The organism is Tenacibaculum sp. SSH1-16, assembly GCF_040104435.1.
Lineage (GTDB): Bacteria > Bacteroidota > Bacteroidia > Flavobacteriales > Flavobacteriaceae > Polaribacter > Polaribacter mesophilus.
The window spans coordinates 500,149-516,120 of the sequence record NZ_JBECOV010000001.1; the positions used below are offsets into that span (position 1 = coordinate 500,149).

At 30.9% G+C, this 15,972-nt stretch carries 18 protein-coding genes; 13 read left to right on the top strand and 5 right to left on the bottom strand.

Going from position 1 to position 15,972, the window contains the following annotated elements:
* Nucleotides 1–35: 35 nt before the first annotated feature.
* Complete coding sequence (locus ABMY20_RS02400) at nt 36–530, top strand: DUF2867 domain-containing protein (protein ID WP_349264547.1); 495 nt, start codon at nt 36–38, stop codon at nt 528–530.
* Between the two features lie 53 nt (nt 531–583).
* On the top strand, nt 584–1,006 hold the full coding sequence (locus ABMY20_RS02405) for a redoxin domain-containing protein (protein ID WP_349264561.1): 423 nt from the start codon (nt 584–586) through the stop codon (nt 1,004–1,006).
* Nucleotides 1,007–1,015: 9 nt separating this feature from the next.
* On the opposite strand, the gene ABMY20_RS02410 is transcribed toward ABMY20_RS02405, so the two are convergent.
* A complete protein-coding gene (locus ABMY20_RS02410; RefSeq protein WP_047788626.1) occupies nt 1,016–1,387 on the bottom strand; it encodes a hypothetical protein in 372 nt (123 codons plus the stop codon).
* Nucleotides 1,388–1,532: 145 nt separating this feature from the next.
* Here ABMY20_RS02410 and ABMY20_RS02415 point away from each other — a divergent pair, with 145 nt between their 5' ends.
* A complete protein-coding gene (locus ABMY20_RS02415) occupies nt 1,533–1,790 on the top strand; it encodes a hypothetical protein (protein WP_047788627.1) in 258 nt (85 codons plus the stop codon).
* Nucleotides 1,791–1,864: 74 nt separating this feature from the next.
* Here ABMY20_RS02415 and ABMY20_RS02420 read toward each other — a convergent pair whose 3' ends face one another.
* A complete protein-coding gene (locus tag ABMY20_RS02420) occupies nt 1,865–2,632 on the bottom strand; it encodes an alpha/beta fold hydrolase (protein ID WP_125064430.1) in 768 nt (255 codons plus the stop codon).
* Between the two features lie 2 nt (nt 2,633–2,634).
* The gene (locus ABMY20_RS02425; RefSeq protein ID WP_349264548.1) at nt 2,635–3,348 is read right to left on the bottom strand and encodes a pyridoxine 5'-phosphate synthase; all 714 of its coding nucleotides are present in this window, start codon (nt 3,346–3,348) and stop codon (nt 2,635–2,637) included.
* A gap of 59 nt (nt 3,349–3,407) precedes the next feature.
* On the opposite strand from ABMY20_RS02425, the gene ABMY20_RS02430 reads away from it, so the two are divergent.
* The 8 genes from ABMY20_RS02430 (at nt 3,408) to murI (ending at nt 11,348) form a co-directional block, all read left to right on the top strand.
* On the top strand, nt 3,408–4,067 hold the full coding sequence (locus ABMY20_RS02430) for a CBS domain-containing protein (RefSeq protein ID WP_047788630.1): 660 nt from the start codon (nt 3,408–3,410) through the stop codon (nt 4,065–4,067).
* Between the two features lie 31 nt (nt 4,068–4,098).
* Nucleotides 4,099–4,995, top strand: a complete 897-nt coding sequence (locus ABMY20_RS02435) for an NAD kinase (RefSeq protein ID WP_082118619.1) — start codon at nt 4,099–4,101, stop codon at nt 4,993–4,995.
* 104 nt (nt 4,996–5,099) lie between these two features.
* The gene (locus tag ABMY20_RS02440; RefSeq protein WP_349264549.1) at nt 5,100–5,780 is read left to right on the top strand and encodes a DUF6089 family protein; all 681 of its coding nucleotides are present in this window, start codon (nt 5,100–5,102) and stop codon (nt 5,778–5,780) included.
* A 2-nt stretch (nt 5,781–5,782) separates the two neighbouring features.
* On the top strand, nt 5,783–6,535 hold the full coding sequence (locus ABMY20_RS02445; RefSeq protein ID WP_047788633.1) for an isoprenyl transferase: 753 nt from the start codon (nt 5,783–5,785) through the stop codon (nt 6,533–6,535).
* Entirely contained in the window at nt 6,528–9,071 is a 2,544-nt protein-coding gene (gene bamA / locus ABMY20_RS02450; RefSeq protein WP_349264550.1) for an outer membrane protein assembly factor BamA, read from the top strand. The genes ABMY20_RS02445 and bamA overlap by 8 nt, the downstream gene beginning before the upstream one ends.
* Before the next feature lie 63 nt (nt 9,072–9,134).
* Entirely contained in the window at nt 9,135–9,938 is an 804-nt protein-coding gene (locus ABMY20_RS02455) for an OmpH family outer membrane protein (RefSeq protein WP_159493290.1), read from the top strand.
* A 37-nt stretch (nt 9,939–9,975) separates the two neighbouring features.
* Complete coding sequence (locus ABMY20_RS02460; protein WP_047788636.1) at nt 9,976–10,485, top strand: OmpH family outer membrane protein; 510 nt, start codon at nt 9,976–9,978, stop codon at nt 10,483–10,485.
* Between the two features lie 74 nt (nt 10,486–10,559).
* Nucleotides 10,560–11,348 (top strand): glutamate racemase, encoded by a 789-nt coding sequence (gene murI, locus ABMY20_RS02465; RefSeq protein ID WP_156166993.1) that lies wholly within the window; start codon nt 10,560–10,562, stop codon nt 11,346–11,348.
* Here murI and ABMY20_RS02470 read toward each other — a convergent pair.
* The gene (locus ABMY20_RS02470) at nt 11,345–12,325 is read right to left on the bottom strand and encodes a type IX secretion system membrane protein PorP/SprF (RefSeq protein ID WP_349264551.1); all 981 of its coding nucleotides are present in this window, start codon (nt 12,323–12,325) and stop codon (nt 11,345–11,347) included. The genes murI and ABMY20_RS02470 overlap by 4 nt on opposite strands.
* A gap of 93 nt (nt 12,326–12,418) precedes the next feature.
* Entirely contained in the window at nt 12,419–13,264 is an 846-nt protein-coding gene (locus ABMY20_RS02475) for a helix-turn-helix transcriptional regulator (RefSeq protein ID WP_073181883.1), read from the bottom strand.
* Nucleotides 13,265–13,419: 155 nt separating this feature from the next.
* Between ABMY20_RS02475 and ABMY20_RS02480 the strand changes: the two genes are divergently transcribed.
* Complete coding sequence (locus ABMY20_RS02480) at nt 13,420–14,343, top strand: dihydrodipicolinate synthase family protein (RefSeq protein WP_073181885.1); 924 nt, start codon at nt 13,420–13,422, stop codon at nt 14,341–14,343.
* A gap of 22 nt (nt 14,344–14,365) precedes the next feature.
* Entirely contained in the window at nt 14,366–15,952 is a 1,587-nt protein-coding gene (locus ABMY20_RS02485) for an aldehyde dehydrogenase (NADP(+)) (protein WP_349264552.1), read from the top strand.
* The last annotated feature ends 20 nt before the right edge of the window (nt 15,953–15,972 follow it).

Consider the following 15,972-nt stretch of genomic DNA (forward strand, 5'->3'; position numbering starts at 1 on the left):
TATATTTACATTCATATTTTTATGAGATTAGTAATATGAAAAAAGTTAAAGAAGATAAAACTCTTTTGAATAAAGACATTAAAAAACTACTTCCTACAATAAATTTTCATGACACATTCTCTACCACTAATCATACAAACACAATAGAAGAAATTGTAAATTTAATTTTTAATAAACCTCCAGTTTGGGTAGACTTTTTATTTAAATTACGTAATAAAATTGCTGCTTTTTTTAATTTAAAAAACAACTACCCTGATGATTATAACGAGCGGTTTGATGTTGGCGGATATGTAAGTTTCTTTAAAATTTTTTCTATATCAAGTAATGAAGTTGTATTAGGCGCTAATGACACTCATTTAAATTTTAGAGCAATCGTACACAACAATCACGATCCTTTTTATAACATCAACGTTATTACGTTGGTTGAATACAATAATAAAAAAGGTGAAGTATACATGAAGCTTATAAAACCTTTTCATAGGTTAGTTGTTAAGAGAATGGTTAAAAATGCTTATAAATTAAACAATTAACTTTTTGTACTTTTGAGCTATTAAAAAATAACTCTATCAAACCTGTAACCTCAATAAAAGTAACCGATTTTAATCAAAACGAAGTTAACTTACTTGAAAAGTATGCTAACAAAATTCTATTATTGTTGTTTTACAACAATGCTTGTTTAGGTTGCACTGGTAGAGCCATTCCACTAGCCTATAAGTTTAAACAAGCATACAAAGATATTGAAGTTATTGGTATTCATAGTAACTTTAGCAGTAACAATGTTACCAGGGATGATATCTTGAGTATTTTTACTATAAACGAACTCCCGTTCCCTATTTATATAGATAACAACCACAAAATGTATGATTTTTTTAATTCGGAAGGAACACCTCAATGGGTACTAATGACCCCTAATGGTGAAGTGTATAGATCTATCTTTGGATCGCAAGATAATGCTCAAAATAGATTATATTACGCCTTAGAAAGTTTAACCAAAACAAGTAATTAGATTAGCTAGTTATTCTTTTAACACCTTCGCTACTTGACTGGCTATTGCCTCTTTAACTTCTTTATCTTCTTGTAACAAATACAACAAACTATCTTTTAAACGACTATTAATATCTTTGATTTTATATATTGAAGAAGGTTCGTTTGTTACTGACAAAAGCATTTCTTCTTTACCTGTTAATAACCAAGTTGGGTTTATTTCAGGAAAAGAATGTAGAATTTTGTTTAAAACATTACTTTTAAATGATGATTTTCTTCGTATTGCCGTTCCAATAGAGTTGTTAGAAACATCAATAATTTCTTCAAAAGACCTTATATTTAACCTTTTATAGTTAATCACCTCCTCTACCCTTTTATATGTTTCATCTACAAAGTCGCTCATTAAAAATAACTTTTTTCTAAAATTTATTTAATTTTGTTTTCGTATTTAGATTTTTGTTTGTATTTTTACTTCGTAATAAGTACACAATACGTACAAATATAAATTAAAAAGTGCTATCAACTTCTAAAAAACAACTTGAGTTTTTATGATAACTGCTACACAACGAAAAGAATTAGAAAAAATTAAGCCACCTAAATACCGCGACAAGGTAAAAAACTACTTGAGTAAAAACGGTCATGATTTCTCTTTAGAAACCATACAAAAAGTATACTCAGGTAAAAGGAAAAACTTAATTGTTGAAAAAGCTATAGTAAATGTTTTTTACAACTACATGAAAAACCAACAAATAATTGATGACAATATCAACTATTTAATTGACGAGATAAACAGTGATTTCCCTTAATAATTTTTTTGTTTTTCGCCGGGGGGCGATTATTTTAAGCGAGGGACTAGGGATTAATAAATTCCTCCTCGCTTTTATTTTAAAAAAGTTACAGCTTCTTTATAAAAATATTCTGGATTTTCAGCATGCAGCCAGTGTCCAGCATTGAGTATTGTTTTTATCACTGCTTTTGGAAAATGTGCCTGAATTAATGGCTCATCTTCTTTTGATATATATCCTGAATTCGATCCACGCAAAAACAACGTTTTTCCTTCAAAAACTGTAAAAGACGGCAACGCAACACCTACTTCACTATTATTTTCTGTTAACGACTTTAAATTAAAACGAAACCCTAATTCGTCTTTCGTTTTTCTGTACACATTCTTTGCTAAAAATTGACGGATTCCTTTTTCTGGAATTAACTCAGCTAATTTTTCATCTACTAACTTACGTGAGGTTTGCACCGAAAAATCTACGGAGTTTAACGCCGCTAAAATTTCGTGATGATGTGGCGGATACATTCTTGGAGAAATATCGGCTACAATTAGTTTATTTACTAACTCAGGGTATTCGGTTGCAAATAACATTACTGTTTTTCCTCCCATAGAATGCCCTAACAAATCTACTTTTTTAAGATTATGATATTGAATGTAATTATACAAATCTCCTACCATTAACTCATAATCAAAAGCGTCCGAATGAAAACTTCGCCCATGATTACGCTGATCTATTAAGTGCACCTCAAAACCATCTTCTGCAAATTTATTGGCATGCGATTTCCAATTGTCTCCCATACCAAAGTATCCATGCAAAATAAGTAACGGGGATCCTTCTCCAATGATTTTTGAATGTAATACTTCCATAATTATTGCAAACGATGTAAATACATATTCACAACATTTTCTAAGCCTAAATATAAACTTTCAGATATTAACGCATGCCCTATAGACACTTCAGCCAAATGAGGAATATTTTGTTTAAAAAATTGAATATTATCTAAGCTTAAATCATGACCTGCATTAACTCCTAAACCTAATTCATTTGCTAAAATTGCAGCTTCCGCGTATGGTTTTACCACTTCTTTGTTTCCTTTATCGTACTGCGTGGCAAACTCCTCTGTATACAACTCAACCCTATCGGCTCCTGTTTTAGCAGCAGCTTCAATTAACTTTAAATTTGTATCAATAAAAATTGATGCTCTAATTCCTGCTTCTTTAAACTCAGCAATCACATCTTTTAAATACGATTGATGTGTTATAGTATCCCAACCAGCGTTAGATGTAAGTTGATCAACGCTATCAGGCACCAACGTTACTTGTGTTGGTTTAATTTCTAACACCATTTGTTTAAATTTATCAATTGGATTTCCTTCAATATTATATTCAGTTGTTACAATTGATTTTAAATCATAAGCATCTTGGTAACGAATATGACGTTCATCTGGCCTTGGATGAATTGTGATTCCTTCGGCCCCAAAACTTTGTATGTCAGTTGCTACTTTTAGTAAATTAGGCACGTTACCACCTCTAGAATTACGAAGTGTAGCTATTTTATTAATATTAACACTTAACTTTGTCATGTTGTAAAATTATAGGACAAAGGTAACGCATTCAAACATTTTAAACTATATTCGTAGTAATGAAAATCAATGATTTTATATTAAAAGAAATTAAAGCACTTACGCTAAACGACACAGTGAAAAGTGCTCAAAAGCTGTGTAATGATTTACCTATAACTCATATTCCTGTTGTTGAAAACGACAGATTAATAGGTTGTTTACCTGAAAGTGATATTCAAACTATTGAAAATAAAAATCGTACACTGAGTGAATACTCTTATTTACTAGATCATTTTTACACAAATGAAAATGCTACACTACTCGATTTAATTACTTTATTTGCTGATAACGACTCGAATTTAATTCCTGTTATAGATAAAAACCTGCATTATGTAGGCTATTATGAATTGAGTGATATTTTAGATGCTTTTGCTAACAGCCCTTTTTTACATAATGAAAGTGATACTTTAATTATTGACAAGAATAAAACAGATTATTCTATGGGGCAAGTAGCTCAAATAGTTGAAGCCAATAACGGTAAATTATTAGGTGCATATATTTCTTCAGAAAACATAAATAGCATTGAAGTAACCCTTAAAGTTGTTTCAGAAGAAATAAATGAAATTATTCAAACATTTCGTAGGTACGGTTACAACGTTATTACACAACACGAAGATGATTTTTATTTAGAAGAACTTAAAGATAGAGCTGCTTATTTAAGAAAGTACTTGGATATGTAATTTTTTCAATAACCAACACAAAATTTTAACAGTGAAAAAAGTCGCTATTTACGGTCAAGCATATACTACACTTGCAGATAAAGAGGTTAAAATTCTTTTAACTATCTTAGAAAAACATAATATTGTTGTTTTTTTTGAACAACAATTCTATAATTTATTTCTTGAAAAGAATTCACTAAATAAAAAGTATCCTACCTACGCACATTTTAATGACTTATCAAACACTTTTGATGTAATGTTTACCATAGGTGGAGATGGTACTATTTTGAGAGCTGTAACCTACATTAGAGATTTAGATATTCCTATTATGGGTATTAATACGGGGCGTTTGGGTTTTTTGGCCACCATACAAAAAGATCAAATTGAAGAAGCAATTAACTTAATGCTTAAAAAAGAATATACACTTCAAGAACGATCTTTATTACAAATAGAAACTTCTCCTACAACAGAAGATTTTTCTGAACTTAACTTTGCTCTTAATGAGGTTACTATTGCTAGAAGAAACACAACTTCTATGATTGGAATTAAAACCTCATTAAACGAAGAATATTTAACAAATTATTGGGCTGATGGATTAATTATAGCAACACCAACAGGTTCTACAGGATATTCACTTAGTTGTGATGGTCCTGTTATTTTACCTAATTCAAAAAGCTTTGTTATTACTCCCATTGCACCACATAATTTAAATGCGCGTCCAATGGTTATTCCAGATGATACTGATATTCTTTTAGAAGTAAGTGCTAGAGAAAAAGATTTTTTAATCTCTCTAGATTCACGCATTACCACTGTTTCCTTAGGAACTGAAATAAAAATACAAAAAGCACCATTTACCATAAAAAGTATTTTACCAAAGAATCAATCTTATTTAAATACCTTGCGCGGAAAACTTTTATGGGGAGAAGACATACGAAATGAATCGTTATAACTATAATGATTACAATAAAACCGTAAAAAAAAAGTTAATCAAAAAGACAGATTATTAACTTTTTAAAGCAAATTCAATTCCCTATATTTGCACGCTATTTTACAATGAGAGGACTTATTTTATTAATATTATTGGCTTGTGTAGTAACACCTTTACAATCACAAACACACGAAATTGGTTTCTTTGCCGGTGGTTCTAACTATGTTGGTGATATTGGTAGTACCAATTACATACACCCTAATGAGTTTGCTGGTGGTCTTATATACAAGTATAACCTAAACCCAAGAATTGCCTTAAGAGGAACATATACTTACATGCCTATTTCTGATAATGATAACAATGCTGATAATGCTTTTCGCCAAAACAGAGGTATTAGCTTTTCAAACACCATTCATGAATTTGCAGCTGGAGTAGAATTTAATTTCTTTGATTATAACATCAGCGATTACAGAACTTCATTTACACCTTATATATTAGCTGAAATTGCTGCTTTTAATTACAAAAGTCCAGAACCAACTTCATCAAGTAATACAGTTCTCTTAAAAAACAAATTTTCATATACTATTCCTGTAGGTATTGGATTAAAGGGAAGATTAACCGATAATTTTGCCATTGCTTTTGAAACAGGTATACGATTCACATTCGTAGACGATTTAGACTTTACAACAGATAAAATAAACTCACTAGATTTTGGGGGTAATGGAAATGACTGGTATGTATTCTCAGGAGTTTCTATTGTATATACCTTTGGAAGACCACCTTGCTTTGGTGGAATAGCACAATAATTATGGAAGAAAAACTACAGCGTATTAATTTACAAAAAGTACCAAACCATATAGCCATTATTATGGATGGTAACGGTAGATGGGCAAAAGGTAAAGGTATGCAACGTGTTTTTGGACATAGAAATGCTTTAACAGCTATTAGAGAAACAGCTGATACTGCTTCTGAGCTTGGTGTTAAATTTTTAACCCTGTATGCCTTTTCAACCGAGAACTGGAATCGCCCAAAACTAGAAGTAGATGCTTTAATGAGTTTATTGGTAACTACTCTAAAAAAAGAACTCCCCGAATTTCAACGTAAAAATGTAAAAGTCAATGCTATTGGTAACTTAGCAAATTTACCAAGCAATGCCCAAAAAGTATTGAGTAAGGTTATTGATGCAACTAAAAACAATACTAAAATTACTTTAACCTTTGCTTTAAGCTACGGTTCAAGAGAGGAAATTGTTAATGCTATCAAAAACATATCAAAAAAAGTTGTTAATAACGAGATAGAAATTGAAAAAATTAACGAGAAAATTATAAATAATCATTTATATACGTTTAATTTGCCCGATGTTGATTTAATGATACGTACAAGTGGGGAACAAAGAATAAGCAATTATTTACTGTGGCAAATGGCTTATGCTGAGTTATATTTTACTGATGTACTATGGCCTGATTACAGAAAACAACATCTTTATAACGCAATAATTGATTATCAAAATAGAGAAAGAAGATTTGGAAAAACCAGTGAACAGATTGAAACAAATGAATAAATATTCGTATTTACTAGTATTTTTTATCACCCTATTTGTGGTGACTACTCAAGCGCAAGACACAACTCCTAAAGACAGTACTGTCACAAATATTATTTCCTACGAAAAAGGAAAAGAGTATATTTTAGGAGGTATAACTGTAACTGGCTTACAAAAATTTAGCGAACAAACAGTAAGAGTATATACTGGTTTAGTTGAAGGACAACCAATTAAATTACCAGGAGACAAACTTACAAGTGCCATTAAAAAGCTATATGAAAGTAAACAATTTAGTGAAGTAGATGTTTATTTATCTAAACGCGATGGTGAAACAGTATATCTTCAATTTGATGTAACTGAGTTACCTCAATTAACTGGAGTTACCATTTCTGGGATAAAAAAATCACAAATTAAAGAGATAAAAAAAGAAACAGAATTAAAAAAAGGGGTAATGGTCACAGATAACCTTATTGTTACCACTCGCAACTTTATTAAAAAGAAATATACAGATAAAGGTTTCTTAAAAACAAAGGTTTCATTAGATACTAAAAAAGACACTTCTGATGTTAACACTGTTAGCATGTCTATTTTTATCGATAGGGGTAATCGTATAAAGATTAAAGAAATTAATTTTACTGGCAATAAAGCCATGTCTAACGCTACTTTGCGTGGTGCCATGAAAAACACCAAACGTAAAGTTTTTGGTCGTTTTTGGAAAGCTTCTAAATATATCTTAGATGATTATAAAGAAGATTTAAAAAGTATTCTTGAAAAATACAGCGAAAACGGATATCGTGATGCTAGGATTTTATCTGACAAAGTTGTTTGGAATGATGACAATACCATTAATCTTGAAATTGAAGTTGAAGAAGGCCGTCAATACCGTTTTGATGAAATTGTTTTTATTGGTAATAAACAATATACAGATGAACAGTTAAGTAACATCCTCCGAATAGACAAAGGAGATATTTACAATGGAAAGGTTTTAAAAGAGCGTATCTCTGGAGATGGTACACCTACTTCTCAAGACATACAAACTCTCTATCATAATAATGGTTTCTTATTCTCTCAAGTAAACGCTGTAGAAACTAAAGTAGAAAATGACTCCATTACTGTTGAAGTTCGTATTAGAGAAGATGAACCTGCAACAATAAAAAAGGTAACAGTAACGGGTAACGATAAAACAAACGACCATGTAATTTACAGAGAATTACGTGTTAAGCCGGGAGATTTATTTAGCCGTGAAAATATTATTAGGTCTATTCGTGAAATTGGACAATTAGGTTTCTTCGACACTAATGTAACACCAGATGTTAAACCTGATTATCAGAATAAAACTGCTGATATTGATTTTTCTGTTGTTGAAAAAGGAGGAAGTCAAATTGAGTTACAAGGAGGTTATGGTGGTGGTTCCTTTATAGGTACTTTAGGTCTTTCTTTTAACAATTTCTCAGTTAGAAACATCTTTAATAAAGATGCTTATAAGCCACTACCTATGGGAGATGGTCAAAAACTTTCTCTTCGTTTACAAGCAAGTAGAACTTACAATACCTATAGTTTTTCTTTTACAGAGCCATGGTTAGGCGGTAAAACACCTCAATCTTTATCTTTCTCTGTATATTTTTCAAATCAATATCGTTATGATTTTACTACGAACGATGTAAATAAAGATGAAAGTCTTAGTATAATTGGTGCATCTATAGGTTTAGGTAAACGTTTAAAATGGCCTGATGATTATTTTACTCTTTCTCAAAACATTAGTTATCAAAGAATAGAATTACAAAACTATGGTTATCGTGTAGGTTCTTCTAATAATATTCTTAGCCAAGGAGATTTAAACAACTTAGCATATACAGTAGCACTTAGCCGTAATTCTGCAGGTCCTAGTTTAATTTTCCCTACTTACGGTTCTGAATTTACTTTAAAAGCTAAAGCTACTTTCCCTTATTCATTAGTTAATGGAAAAGACTACACTGAGCCTACGAACCCAACTTCTGATGAAAGACAAGCTTATTTAGCTGATAAATACAGATGGTTAGAATACTATAAAATTTCTGCTAAAGGTAAGTGGTATACAGCCTTAGCTAACAAGTTAGTATTAATGTCTAATTTCGAAGTAGGTTATTTAGGTTCTTACAATGATGAATTAGGCTTAACACCAGTTGAAAGATACTTTGTGGGAGGAGACGGTATTGCACAAGGTCAATTAGATGGTCGTGAAACAATTGGATTAAGAGGATATGAGAACAACCGTATCTCTTCTATTGATGGTGGGGCTATTTATAACAAATTTCAATTAGAACTGCGTTATTCTATTACAGATAAGCCTACTGCATCGATTTACACTGTAGGCTTTTTAGAAGCAGGTAATTCTTATGACAATTTTAGCGAATTTAATCCGTTTAAGTTAAAGCGTTCAGCTGGAGTAGGTGTTCGTATATTTATGCCTGCATTTGGATTATTAGGTATTGATTTCGCTCATGGTTTTGATCCTTTACCTGGCTTAACCGAAAAATCTGGTTGGCAAACCCATTTTATAATTGGAAGACAGTTCTAAAATCATGCATTCATAATGCGTCTAGGTTTTGGCACGGTTTTTTCTAAACACATTATATCAAAAATGAAAAAAAGTATTTTATCAATCGTTCTTTTACTTATAGCAAGTATAACCGCTGCCCAAAAAAATCAACGTATAGCTTACATTGATATGGAGTATATTCTTCAAAGTATCCCAGCATATTTAGAAGCACAAAACTCTTTAGATGCTAAAGTAGAAAAATGGAAATCTAAACTAGATAAAGAGGCTCGTGCTATTGAAGTTTTGAAAGTTGATTTAACTAACGAAAAAGCCATTTTAACTAAAGATTTAATTGAAGAGCGTGAAGAAGACATCAGTATTAAACAAGAATCTTTACGAAGATTAGAGTCTTTATATTTTGGTCCAAACGGTGACATGTACAATTTAAGAAAGCAATTAGTAAAACCCGTGCAAGACCAAGTATACAATGCTGTACAAACGATTGCTTCTAGAAAAAAATACGATTTTGTTTTTGATAAATCTAGCGATTTAGTTATGCTATATTCCAACAAAAAACACGATATTAGCGACCTTGTTGTACAAATGATTAATATCGATCAAAGAAGGCAAGCTAAAAAGGATAAAATTGAAGCTAAAAAGTCATTACTTAAAAATGATAATTTAAGTGACGAACAAAAAGAAAAAATAGCTAAAAGAGAAGAATTAAAAAAGAAAAAAGAAGCTGATAGACTTGCTAAAATTAAACAAATAGAAGAAAAAAGAAAACAACGTTTAGAAGAAAGAGCTAATAAAAGAAAACTTTTACAAGAAAAGAGGAAAGCCTTATTAAAAGCACAAGAAGAAGCTAGAAAGAAAAAAGAAGAGGAAACAAAACAGAACAAATAAATCAAGAATAAAATAACATTAATTAAATTAAACAAAGATGAAACATTTAAAAACGTTATTATTAGTTGCAATTTTTACGGTTGGATTAGGTGGTGTGGCGAATGCACAGAAAACTGCACATATTAACACTGATAAATTATTAGCTGAAATGCCTGCTACAAAAGCTATGAAAGCAGAACTAGAAAAGCTAAACAAAACATACCGTGATGACATTGAAACAATGTATAAGAAACTTGAGGCTAAAATGAAGAAATATGAAGCTGAAGGTAAAAGTCAAACACAAGAGGTAAACCAAAAAAGAGCTGTTGAAGTTCAACAAGAAAGATTAAGAATTAGCCAAGCTGAACAAGCTGCTGGTAAAGAAATGCAAAAGAAATATCAAGAAAAAACTATTCCTATTTTAAAGAAAGCTGAAGATGCTATTAAAGCTGTTGCTTCTGAAAAAGGAATTATATACGTTTTCGATGCTGCACCAGGTAAAGGTTTAATCGTTTACGACAAAGGAGAAGATATTTATGATGCTGTAAGAGCTAAATTAGGATTCTAAAAAGAATACATATATTTATATAAAAATCCTGCTGTTTAAACAGCAGGATTTTTATTTTTGTTATACGTATGAAAATGATTACACAACAACCTATTGGTATTTTTGATTCTGGTATTGGAGGTACATCTATTTGGAAAGAAATCCATCAGCTACTGCCAAAAGAAAACACTATTTATTTATCAGATAGTAAAAATGCTCCATATGGTCAAAAATCAACACAAGAAATAGTTAATTTATCAATAAAAAATACTGAATTTTTAATTGATAAAGGAGCCAAAATTATAGTTGTTGCTTGTAATACAGCTACTACTAATGCCATTGAATATCTAAGAGCTAATTATAAAATACCTTTTATTGGTATAGAACCTGCTATAAAACCAGCTTCATTACAAACTCAAACGGGTACTATTGGTATATTGGCTACTAAAGGAACCTTAAATAGTGCTTTGTTTGAAAAAACAACCTCAAGTTTAAATGATCAAATTAATATTATTGAACAAGTAGGAGAAGGATTAGTTGAACTTATAGAAAATGGAAACATCTATTCTAATAAGATGACTTTATTATTAAAAAAGTACCTAACACCAATGCTAGATAAAAAATGTGACTATATTGTTTTAGGCTGTACTCACTATCCTTATTTATTACCTCAAATACAAAAAATTACGGGTAAAAATGTAAAGATTATTGACTCTGGCGAAGCTGTAGCCAGACAAGTAAAAAATGTTTTACTTCAACAAAATTTACTAAATAATAGTAATGAAGTTACCGAAAACACATTTTATATTAACAAAGAGGCTGATGTTTTAAAATCAATGTTGAAAGACTATAAAAATAGTACAATAAAATTCTTAAATTTTTAATACGTAAAACTTCCATTAATATTAGGACACGCAGCTGCTCTTCTTTTAGTACAGAATAGATTTACACCTAATGATAATTGATGAAAACCTCCATTTGAAAATACTACATCACCTGTTTGCTGTGTATAAGTATAAGCAAACATCCATTTTTTATAATTAACTCCAACTATTGGAGTTACGTATTGTGAATCTCCAAAGACATTTCCTCCAAAGCTCTTTCTATAAGATAAGGCAGCCCATATTTGAGTTGTATTTAGTGTTTTGTATACTTTAAAATTTATGTCTGCTATTTTTTCTTTAGTCTGTTCTTTGTATTGAAACATTAATGAGGGCTCAAATTGTAACTTTTCTTTATCACCAAAAAAGTATCCTCCTCCAAGAATATAATTTCTAAGATTATATGATTCAAAATCTGGGTTTAAATTGTTTTTTGCTGATAAGAAAATATTTTTTATAGTAAAATAAGATGACAGCCCATTTTTATGATATGCCATTCCGAAATCAGCATTAAAATAAAAATCACTTTCTATAACCTGACTTACTGTAGGATCGTTTATAAAAGCCCTTTGATCTCTTTCATTCTGAACCACAGAAAAAGACAATCCAAAAGATAACTGATTAAAAAGGTTTTCATTTCCCATATCTATATGATAAGCATAGGTACCTTGAACTCCCTTTTGTGAATGATATCCATTTTTATCATTAAAAAGAATTACTCCAACTCCTGTGCTAGAGTATTCTCCTAACTTTGTATGAAAACTTGCTGTTTGTAAAGCAGGAGCATCATCTACCCCTAACCATTGTTGACGTGCTGTTAATCTTATTTTCCCACAATCTCCTATACCTGCAGCTGCAGGATGTAATAAATATACATTATCTGACAAATAATCAGCATAAATTGGTAATGTTTCCTGTGCTGAAACATTGTAAACTAAACTTAATAATAAAAAAAAAACAGAAACAATTACCCTCTTCATAATTTTTTGAAAATAAAAAACAAATATAATTAAGAAATATTGCTTTTTATGTTAAATTTTAAGAAACAAAATAACTATTATTCAAAAAACTATTTATATATTTTTATGTCTAAAAATTGAAGGGCTTATTCCTTTAACTTCTTTAAATTTTCTATTAAAATTAGATAAATTATTGAATCCTGATTTATATGCTATTGAGCTAATTGGAAGGCTTTTGTCTGACACTAATAATTTACAAGCATTCTCTACACGCAATTCATTTAAAAAAGTAAAGTACGTTTTATTTGTTCTTTGTTTGAAATATCTGCAGAAAGCATTGGGAGTCATATTTGCTTTTTCTGCTATTTCATATAAATCTATATTTTTTTCAAAATTATTTATTGTAAAATCCATTACATCACGCATTCTTTTTCCTTCATTATCTGTATATCTTTTAGGGTAGATAAAGCTAGCAAGCTCTATTGTATCAGAATCAACTAAAATTTTTAAAACTCTTAGTAAACCTATGAAACGATTAAGATTACTTGATTTTTGTAAACTTAATAAAATTCTTATAACTTTTTTTTTGTTATTTAAGAGTTTAAATCCTGATATAGATTTTTCAAAAAAAGGAATTAATTCTTTAAAGTCATCTAACTGGAAGAAACTCTTCCCAAAAGATTCTTTTGTAAAAAAAAGGGAAATCATAAAAGACTCTTTAATAACGGAAGCATCACTTTTAAAAACATGTGGTAAATTACCTCCTATAACTAAGACATCTCCAGATGAATATTTATTAACAGTATCACCAACAATTAAAGTTCCCTCTCCCTTCACTATTACACATAATTGTATTTCCTCATGCTGATGGAATTTATCATAAAAGAATTGTTCTTTATCCTCCTGATAGATCAAACCAATATTATGAGTTTTTGGTATTTTAAAGGGTAAAACTTTCATTAATAAAACTACTATTAGTATTCAAAAATATGCAAATACTACTAACAAATACTAATCAAAATAATTAATAAGGTAATATTATACCAGTATTAGGTAATTTGAAGCTAAGACAGTCACTTCTTCACTTATAACTTTGCCAAAAAAACAATACTAAAATGAGTATAAATTGGAACGGTGTAATGCCAGCAGTAACTACAAAGTTTACAAATGATGATGCCCTAGACTTAAATATGTTTGAAGTGAACATAAAAGCACAATTAGATGCTGGTGTACACGGCATAGTATTAGGCGGTACGCTAGGAGAAGCTAGTACTTTATCTGATGATGAAAAAAGGATATTAACCCAAACTACCGTAAAGCTTGTTAATAATAAAGTACCTGTATTAATTAACATAGCTGAACAAACTACAAAAGCAGCCATAGAAGCAGCTCAAAAAGCTGAAGAAGATGGGGCAAAGGGTTTAATGATGCTTCCTCCCATGAGATACAAGTCTGGGGACAGAGAAACAGTAGAATACTTTAAAGCTGTAGCAAAAAACACTTCACTTCCAATTATGGTTTATAACAATCCTGTTGATTATAAGATTGAGGTTACACTAGATATGTTTGAAGAATTATTAAAACATGATAATATTGAAGCTGTAAAAGAGTCTACAAGAGACATTTCTAATGTAACTAGAATTAAGAACCGTTTTGGTAATCGATTAAAGATAATGACTGGTGTAGACACAATAGCTTTGGAAAGTTTATTAATGGGTGCAGATGGTTGGATTGCTGGTCTTGTTTGTGCTTTTCCTAAAGAAACAGTAGCTATTTATGAACTACAAAAAGCGGGGCGTATACAAGAAGCTTTAGAAATTTATCGTTGGTTTTTACCGTTGTTGGAATTAGATATAAACCCTAAATTAGTGCAAAACATTAAACTAGCAGAAGTAGCTACAGGTATCGGTACTGAAAACGTAAGAGCACCAAGGCTACCATTAATTGGTGAAGAGCGTAAACACGTTTTAAGCGTAATAGAAACAGGCTTAAAAAACAGACCAACTTTACCCAATTATAAAACTTTAGCTACTCACTAATTAACTCTTTGTCAATTTAAATATGATTACAGGAAAAAACTATATAGGAAATCAGTTATCGAATTTAGGAAGTACAACTTATAAAACATTTAACCCTGAATTAAACCAGGAAAATGAATATATTTTTACCGAAGCGACTCCAGAAGAGATTAATAATGCTGTCGATTTAGCTACAACAGCGTTTAAAGAATACCAAACTATTTCTGGTAAAAGAAAAGCTGAATTTTTAAATGCTATTGCTGATGAAATTTTAGCCTTAGGTACTAAATTGATACAAACATATTGTGCTGAATCTGGATTACCAGAAGGTCGTGCAAAAGGAGAACGAGGAAGAACTGTATTTCAATTACGCTCTTTCGCTGATTTAGTTGAAGAGGGCTCATGGGTAGAGGCTACTATCGATACTGCAACTCCTGATAGAGAACCAAGTCCTAAATCAGATTTACGTAAAATGAATATTCCTTTAGGTCCTGTAGTTGTTTTTGGCGCAAGTAATTTTCCTCTTGCCTATTCTACAGCAGGTGGAGATACTGCAGCTGCTTTAGCCGCTGGTTGTCCTGTGATAGTTAAGTCGCACCCAATGCATGCAGGTACGGGTGAACTTATAGCTTCAGCAATTATTAAAGCTGCTGAAAAAACTGAAATGCCTAATGGTGTTTTTTCTAACTTAAACTCTAGTGGTATTGAAGTAGGTCAGCAATTAGTAGCTCACCCTAAAGTAAAAGCTGTTGGCTTTACAGGTAGTATCCACGGAGGAAGAGCTTTATTAGATTTAGCTGCAAAACGAGAGGAGCCGATTCCTGTATTTGCTGAAATGGGAAGTATTAACCCAGTTATTATGCTTCCAAAAGCATTACAAAATAGAAGTAAAAGCATAGCAAGTACTTATGCAAATTCTATTACGTTAGGTACAGGACAATTTTGTACGAATCCTGGATTGATCTTAGGAATAGAAAGCGATAGTTTAGATAATTTTATTAATTCTTTAGCTAAAAAAATTGTAGAAATCAATCCAACTTGTATGCTACATCCAAACATTGTTGGAGCATACGAGAGTAACAAATCTAAAGCTATTGCTCAAGAAGGATTAACTGTAGTTACTAACTATAAAGAGGAAACACAAGCCAACTATGCTTCTCAAATAGTTACAACTGTTAAAGGAAAAACTTTTTTAGACAATCCTACTTTACACCAAGAAGTATTTGGCCCATATTCTATTGTGGTTCAATGTAAAAACGAAAAACAGTTAGAAGAAATAATTTCGAGCTTAGAAGGGCAACTTACAGGAACAGTTATTTCAGATGATAATGAAGTAGCTAACTACCCTACTATAGTTTCAGCTTTACAAAACAGGGTTGGAAGAATTATTTTTAACGGTGTTCCTACTGGTGTAGAAGTTTGTCCATCAATGGTTCACGGAGGTCCATACCCTGCATCAACAGACAGCAGATTCACAGCAGTAGGAATCAACTCTATTAAACGTTGGGTACGTCCATTTAGCTATCAAGACTGGCCTAATTATCTGCTTCCTCAAGAACTAAAAAACGAAAACCCTTTATATATTTTACGTTCTGTTAACGGTACACTAACAAAAGAGAAAATAGTATAATAAAATTTAATAATTTCTTT

Bases quoted from the DNA above. Each gene is read 5' to 3' on its own strand.
- ABMY20_RS02400 (WP_349264547.1), top strand. From the start codon at position 36: ATGAAAAAAGTTAAAGAAGATAAAACTCTTTTGAATAAAGACATTAAA.
- ABMY20_RS02410 (WP_047788626.1), bottom strand. From the start codon at position 1,387: ATGAGCGACTTTGTAGATGAAACATATAAAAGGGTAGAGGAGGTGATT.
- ABMY20_RS02415 (WP_047788627.1), top strand. From the start codon at position 1,533: ATGATAACTGCTACACAACGAAAAGAATTAGAAAAAATTAAGCCACCT.
- ABMY20_RS02420 (WP_125064430.1), bottom strand. From the start codon at position 2,632: ATGGAAGTATTACATTCAAAAATCATTGGAGAAGGATCCCCGTTACTT.
- ABMY20_RS02425 (WP_349264548.1), bottom strand. From the start codon at position 3,348: ATGACAAAGTTAAGTGTTAATATTAATAAAATAGCTACACTTCGTAAT.
- ABMY20_RS02430 (WP_047788630.1), top strand. From the start codon at position 3,408: ATGAAAATCAATGATTTTATATTAAAAGAAATTAAAGCACTTACGCTA.
- ABMY20_RS02440 (WP_349264549.1), top strand. From the start codon at position 5,100: ATGAGAGGACTTATTTTATTAATATTATTGGCTTGTGTAGTAACACCT.
- ABMY20_RS02445 (WP_047788633.1), top strand. From the start codon at position 5,783: ATGGAAGAAAAACTACAGCGTATTAATTTACAAAAAGTACCAAACCAT.
- bamA (WP_349264550.1), top strand. From the start codon at position 6,528: ATGAATAAATATTCGTATTTACTAGTATTTTTTATCACCCTATTTGTG.
- ABMY20_RS02455 (WP_159493290.1), top strand. From the start codon at position 9,135: ATGAAAAAAAGTATTTTATCAATCGTTCTTTTACTTATAGCAAGTATA.
- ABMY20_RS02460 (WP_047788636.1), top strand. From the start codon at position 9,976: ATGAAACATTTAAAAACGTTATTATTAGTTGCAATTTTTACGGTTGGA.
- murI (WP_156166993.1), top strand. From the start codon at position 10,560: ATGATTACACAACAACCTATTGGTATTTTTGATTCTGGTATTGGAGGT.
- ABMY20_RS02470 (WP_349264551.1), bottom strand. From the start codon at position 12,325: ATGAAGAGGGTAATTGTTTCTGTTTTTTTTTTATTATTAAGTTTAGTT.
- ABMY20_RS02475 (WP_073181883.1), bottom strand. From the start codon at position 13,264: ATGAAAGTTTTACCCTTTAAAATACCAAAAACTCATAATATTGGTTTG.
- ABMY20_RS02480 (WP_073181885.1), top strand. From the start codon at position 13,420: ATGAGTATAAATTGGAACGGTGTAATGCCAGCAGTAACTACAAAGTTT.
- ABMY20_RS02485 (WP_349264552.1), top strand. From the start codon at position 14,366: ATGATTACAGGAAAAAACTATATAGGAAATCAGTTATCGAATTTAGGA.